Below are 6,204 nucleotides of genomic sequence, written 5' to 3' on the forward strand. Positions count from 1 at the left end.
AGCGTCGCACTTGACGTGTCGCTGACCCTCTTGTCGCCCCGAGGTTGACCATAGCGTCGGCGATTGCGTTCGTCATCCGCTTACGACCTACGCTCCTCCCCCAACGTTCCGCCAGCTCCTGCCATTTCTCGTCTGTCGCAGAAATTCTTCCGCCACGCAAGAAGAGTCCCGGCTCGCCCCGCTTCTTGCGCTGTCTGACGAACGCCTGGAACCTTTCATCCTGCACCCTTGCGTCGGCGTCTTCAGCAGTTTCCGCGAATCGAGTTTTCTGTGCCTGAGTCGCAATGCGATCAACGATGTGTCGGATGTAGCTTTGAAACCCACCGGGTCCCGATGGGTTGATGTAGTTACGCACGATCGCGTCGAGGGTCTCGTAGCCGATCTCGCCGGAGTCGAGCGCCTCCCGTCCTCCGCGAGGCAGCCTGATAGTTCGGACAACGAGCTCGTTCCAGACCCACGCCTTGTCTTGGTCCGCACCCGAGCGTTGAAGCAGGTAGACCGCGATCTGGGTCTTGGCCCAGAGCGCGGTATGCCGAGGACCCGGCCAGAACAACTTGCAGAACGCGAAGTCAATCAGGGCTTGCTTCGATTCTGGGGGCAGCCTCGAGACCCGTCCCGGCGAACGGGAAGGCGTTTCCCGGCCGTAGTCTCGAGGGAAGACACGAAGAGCGATCCCTTCGAGGCCACTCCCTGGCGGACCGACCAGACCTACATGTAGGAGCCCATCCTCATCAGCGACCTGGGCCTGAACGGTCCAGCCCTGTTCCTGCCACGCCGTCGAGACCTCGCCCGTCCGCCAGTAGATCAAGGCGGCCTCAGTGGCCTTTTCGACGGCAAATTTCATGGTGTCCGTTTGTCACGCTATCTCGATTGAGGGCCGTCATCAAACTTTTTCCGGCGGCAAGGAGACTCAATGGATACCCAGACTATTCGCATCCGACTGATAAAGAAGAACTTACGGGTCAAGGATCTCTCAGTGAAGACTGGGATCGACTACGACCGTCTGGAGAAGATCCTCAACAACTACCGGCCAGCCCGCGAGGAGGAGGTCCGGGCGATTGCCCGTGTCTTGGAGCTCGACGAGAGCGAATTGGGTGGCTCAAGTTGAGCTTCCCTTCCGGTCTCATCCTCGAGATAGCCCGGGCAGGTGGCCGAGAGCCGAAGCAGAAAGGCACGGGCGGCGAGTTCTTCATCCGGTGTCCCCGTGCCGAACAACACCGGCGCGGCGATGCCAATCCTTCATGTCGACTCAACTCAGAGATCAACACCTTCTACTGCGACCCTTGTGGTCAAGGCGGTGGCGTCAAGGACCTGGCTGAGGCTCTTGGTGTGGATCTGGAACGATTCGCGGCACCGAGAGCCCGGAAGAAGACACGGGCATCGAGCCGCCCGAAGAGACCATTAGTCTTCGAGTCGCGTGAACCCATCTCCTCGAATCTCCAACAGCACTTCGGCCGCGACCTCGCGAAGCAGTACGACCCAGATACGTGGCAAGCGTTCGGCGTCTTAGAAGGTCGGGTCTATCCACAGGGACGTTCCGAGAAGTCGGAGGGCGTAATTGCGTTTCCTTTGCCCGGTGGTGGCGTTCACGTTTACCGGTACCATCAGCCCAACAAGAAACAGCGTTGGCGTTTCGCCAACGGCGGCAAGGCTGACCTAATCGTCGTCGGACTCGATCGCGATGACCCGGTGATTCTCGCCGAAGGTGAGTGGGACGCGATGCGGGCCTACGAGCTTGGCTTCGCTGTAGCTACTGGAACCGGAGCCGGAACGTTCAAACCGGAGTGGGCAGACCGACTGAGCGGACGCCGCGTCGCCATCGTCTACGATACAGATAAAGCTGGACGTGCTGGTGAGGCGAAGGCCGCGAGCGCCCTCTCCTGCACCGCAATGACTGCGTCCGTCGTCCTTGAGTTCAAGAACGATGAGGACGGCAAAGACCTGAGCGACTTCGTGCGCGTCCACGGCCACGACCAATTCAGGGAACTCATCGGCACATGCGTTTTCGGCGACATACGAGACGAGCAGTCATCCGAGTCACAAGTTCATTCACGGTCGCAAGCAGACCGTCTCGTGGACTACGCCTTACAGGAAGACATCGAACTCTTTCACGATCAGTTCGACATGGCGTGGGCTCGCATCAATGTTGATGGTCGCGCAGAGACATGGAAATGCCGCAGCCGACAATTCAAAGAATGGCTGGCGCGGCTTTTCTGGATGCAAGACCACAAAGCCGTCAGTCGGGATGTCGTAAGCTCAGCACTCAACGTCCTCCAAGCTGAGGCACGTTTCGACGGAGAACGACACCATCTTTACAATCGTGTGGCCCGGTGCGGCGATGATCTCTGGTACGACCTGTGCGACCGACAGTGGCGTGCAGTTCGAGTGTCAAGACAAGGCTGGGAGATCGTCGATCAGCCTCCAATCCTCTTCGCACGACAGTCGCATCAACTTCCCCAGGTCGCGCCGCAACGCGGAGGCGATCTTCACGACCTCCTTCGCTTCGTTAACATCGGCGATGTTCGCCAGCATCTCCTTATTCTTGTCTACGTCGCATGCTGTTTTGTCGAGGAGATCGGTCATCCGATTCCGGTGATTCACGGACCTCAAGGTTCCGCTAAGACGACGTTTCTCAGGATGCTTCGACGGCTCGTCGATCCGTCCGCTACGGAAACCCTGTCGCTTCCAACGAAACCAAACGAGCTGATCCAGCAACTGGCCCATCATTACTTCACTCCATACGACAATCTGATCGGGCTGCCGCAGTGGGTTAGCGACACGCTATGCCGAGCCGTCACCGGCGAGGGGTTCACCAAGCGCGAACTTTATACAGACGACGATGACGTCATCTACTCGTTTCGACGATGCTGTGCGCTGAACGGAATCAATCCCGCAGCCAAGAGGCCCGACCTGCTCGATCGAAGCATCTTGCTGGGTCTTGAGGGAATCCGCTCGAGAGATCGGAAGTCTGAAAAAGCGATCTGGTCTGAGTTCGATGAGGCGCGACCGCTGCTCTTGGGTGCGATCTTCGACGTGCTCAGCCGGGCAATGACCATCCATCCGACGGTGGTTCTGGATCGGCTGCCTCGCATGGCCGACTTCGCCGTGTGGGGCGCGGCGATCGCTGAGGCTCTTGGCCACGCTCGGAGCGAATTCCTCGAGGCGTATGCGGCCAACCTCGACGCCCGGCACGAAGAAGTATTGGCCAACAGCCCCGTTGCAATGATGGTTCAGGAACTCGTAGCTGAGGACCAACGGTGGGAGGGCACACCGAGCGAACTCCTGAAACGTCTCGGCCAACTCGCCGAGCAGTACGAGGTGAACACGAAGCATCAGAGCTGGCCGAAGGCTGCCCACGTTCTGACTCTGCGGCTCAACGAGCTTCGCACGAACCTGGCCGCGGTCGGGATCAGGATCGACCTGGGGCGGACTGCGCGCTCGCGACGGATCACGATCGAGGTGAGCCCGGACCAGGGAGGTCGTGACGCTCTGCCGGTAGCCGCAGCAGGAGCGTCATCCACAGCGTCACAAGAAAAGGTCGTGAATTCAAGCAGAAACGCCTCCGATGACGCTGGTGACGCCGATGACGCTGTTTCGGGTACCTCTGGGGGGGCATCCTCTAGTTCACCTGAGAAATCCTCGTGTCGTTCGAGTAGTCACCCGCCCCCTCAAATACCCAGAGATAGCGTCATCGGCGTCACCAGCGTCATCGGCTCGTCTTTTCAACAAGTTACGCATGACGCTCCGGGTGACGCTCTCGCAGGGGACCGTCACGCAACACCGTCACCAGAAGATCCGGACCTGGACGGCATGGAGGTGTTCGAACCATGAGTCGCCGGCCAGCAGCGCTCCTCCTACGACAACTCCGTCGAGACGGGGCGGTGTTCGAAATTCACGATGGACGTCTGCGCGTCGAGGCTCCGAGCAAGGTTCTCTCAAAAGACGCAAAGAGGGCCATCCGCGAGCAAAGAGAACCGTTGCTGCGGTCTCTCGCAACAGAACGCCACGTCCTCGATTTGCCGCTTGACGAGTTTGAGCATCAGGAACGCGCTATTGAAGTCACGGTCCCCTGGCTGAACGACACGCTATGGTTCGTTCCGCGCCTCGAACACATCGAGCTTCTTATTCGCGACGGTGTCGGGCGTGGTCGGATCTGGACCGTTCTCGAGCTTCGCGATCTAGTTTCCGTACCCGGAATGCGCCGCGAAGACCTCGAGCAAATCGGTCGTCTCCGAGCAGCGTTCGACGCCGAGATCGTGTCGATTCAGGACGACCGCCAAGATAGCGGTCCAGCCGAACATCGCTTGCCGCCCCGAAGAGAAGCGCCGTGACGCGGACAATCGCGGCACCATCGCCCCTGTTAACCGAACTCGCGGGCGTGCTGGCCCGAGCCTATTTGCGGCTAGCGCAGAAACCGCCGAACTCCGCCGTTTCTCGCCGTGGAGATCCGCAGAATCCACTTGATCTCTCGGCCCAGGAGAGCGCTCATTGTGTCGTGAAGGAGGAGACCTGATGGGCACGAGCATCCCCGGTCAAATCGCCGCGCTCCGCCAGATGACCGTGGCCGAGTTGCAGGGCGAGTGGATTCGGCTCTACGGAGAGCCGACACGGTCGCGGAACAAGCAGTACCTCTGGCGACGACTGGCCTGGAGAGTCCAGGAGTTGGCCCACGGCGGGCTCAGTGACGCAGCCAAGGCGAAGATCGACGAGCTAGCCCCCGAGTCGTTCACCCGTGCCAGGACCCCACAGAACGGCAACGGTGCCGCTGTAGCCGGTGATGATCATCAGCACCAACATCGCGTTCATCGCGACCCGAGGCTCCCTGCGCCCGGCACCGTGATCACGAAGCAGTACAAGCGCCGCGAGCTCCGCGTAATTTGCCGTGAGGACGGATTCGAGTTCGAGGGCACGATCCACACCTCGCTGACCGCCCTCGCCAAAAAGATCACCGGATGCACGTCGATCAGTGGCTGGTTGTTTTTCGGACTGACTAGAAGGCGACAAGCCGCCGCACGCGATTCCAAGTGTCGGATTCACAGGAGAACCTCAAGATGACAGAAGGCGTCTTCTCAGAACACGATTTGGTCGAAGAATACACTCCCGACCGGTACGAGCTTGCCGTGCTCGCAAGGCACTATTTGGATACCGCCGCATACATCCTTCATGCCGAAACCGCGTTGGGTGGTGCAGGTAGCTGGCCACAAATGGAAAGCTTTGCCTGGAACAGGCTGGCTACGATCAAAGAGCACATCGGAGAGCAGGAACTCGAGAAGGCTCTTGAGAAAACGAGACAGTTCTGGGAAGCCGAGTTCGACGAACTTGCCAAGATACCTCGCTGTGGGAACTGCGACGCCCGACATGGGCCGCATTGCATCGACGGCTCTGGTGCCCATCTTCTGCCAATCCCATCACACCCCTCATCGTCGGGCGCGTTCTTGTCTGCGGGAGACCTTGTAGGGGAAGGCGAAAAATCATGTCGCATCACTGGCGTTCAATCGTCGATTGGCGCGGCAGAGGGGCTCTCGGTATCTGTTAGTGGCCACAATAAACCCATTAGGCTCGAGCCTACGAACGTCGAGTGGGTCGCTACGTGCTTCGGGGAAAACCGGGACAAGTGGGTTGGCAAGATAATCCAACTTTGGCGATCCAAGACAGAAATCAATGAAGAGAAAATCCCTTGCATCACAGTTCGAGTTCCCACGCCGAGAGAAACCGGTGAGCCATGGGAGTAAACGCAGTCCAAATATTTGACCAGACGGTTCTGGTGGCCATCGCCGCTGCATCGGAGAGGTGGACACCCTGATGTCTCTTCGGCGCAGCCAGGCCGTTGCGATTCAGCAGCCTGTCCGCTGCGCCATCTACACCCGCAAGTCCACCAACGAGGGACTCGACCAGGCCTTCAACTCACTCGACAACCAACGAGATGCTGGCGAGTCCTACATTGCGAGCCAGCGCCACGAGAACTGGACGGTGTTGACAGATCAGTACGACGACGGTGGATTCAGCGGCGGCAACACAGAGCGGCCTGCGCTCAAGCGTCTCCTGGCCGATGCTGAGGCCGGCCGGATCGACATCATCGTCGTCTACAAGCTGGATCGGCTGAGTCGTTCGCTCCTCGACTTTCTGAACCTCCATCGCTCCCTGGAATCCCTTGGTGTCCAGATCGTATCGGTGACCGAGCCGATCGACACGCGGACGCCGATC

Annotated in this window: 6 protein-coding genes; all 6 read left to right on the forward strand. The window is 59.5% G+C overall.

Annotated features, from left to right (window positions below):
* Positions 1-913: 913 nt before the first annotated feature.
* Complete coding sequence (locus GY725_19310) at positions 914-1,108, forward strand: helix-turn-helix transcriptional regulator (GenBank protein ID MCP4006333.1); 195 nt, start codon at positions 914-916, stop codon at positions 1,106-1,108.
* Positions 1,105-3,831 carry a toprim domain-containing protein gene (locus GY725_19315; protein MCP4006334.1) on the forward strand — a complete coding sequence of 909 codons (2,727 nt, stop codon included), beginning with the start codon at positions 1,105-1,107 and terminating at the stop codon, positions 3,829-3,831. The genes GY725_19310 and GY725_19315 overlap by 4 nt, the downstream gene beginning before the upstream one ends.
* Positions 3,828-4,331 carry a hypothetical protein gene (locus tag GY725_19320; GenBank protein MCP4006335.1) on the forward strand — a complete coding sequence of 168 codons (504 nt, stop codon included), beginning with the start codon at positions 3,828-3,830 and terminating at the stop codon, positions 4,329-4,331. The genes GY725_19315 and GY725_19320 overlap by 4 nt, the downstream gene beginning before the upstream one ends.
* A 181-nt stretch (positions 4,332-4,512) precedes the next feature.
* Positions 4,513-5,055, forward strand: coding sequence for a DUF2924 domain-containing protein (locus GY725_19325; protein ID MCP4006336.1), 543 nt, complete (start codon positions 4,513-4,515; stop codon positions 5,053-5,055).
* On the forward strand, positions 5,052-5,732 hold the full coding sequence (locus GY725_19330) for a hypothetical protein (protein ID MCP4006337.1): 681 nt from the start codon (positions 5,052-5,054) through the stop codon (positions 5,730-5,732). Before GY725_19325 ends, GY725_19330 begins: the two co-directional genes overlap by 4 nt.
* Before the next feature lie 70 nt (positions 5,733-5,802).
* On the forward strand, positions 5,803-6,204 hold a 402-nt coding region (locus tag GY725_19335; GenBank protein MCP4006338.1), incomplete at its 3' end, for a recombinase family protein.

It is taken from the genome of bacterium, assembly GCA_024226335.1.
Lineage (GTDB): Bacteria > Myxococcota_A > UBA9160 > SZUA-336 > SZUA-336 > JAAELY01.

Excerpts from the sequence above, each read along its gene's own strand:
- GY725_19310 (MCP4006333.1), top strand. The coding sequence starts at position 914 with ATGGATACCCAGACTATTCGCATCCGACTGATAAAGAAGAACTTACGG.
- GY725_19320 (MCP4006335.1), top strand. The coding sequence starts at position 3,828 with ATGAGTCGCCGGCCAGCAGCGCTCCTCCTACGACAACTCCGTCGAGAC.
- GY725_19325 (MCP4006336.1), top strand. The coding sequence starts at position 4,513 with ATGGGCACGAGCATCCCCGGTCAAATCGCCGCGCTCCGCCAGATGACC.
- GY725_19330 (MCP4006337.1), top strand. The coding sequence starts at position 5,052 with ATGACAGAAGGCGTCTTCTCAGAACACGATTTGGTCGAAGAATACACT.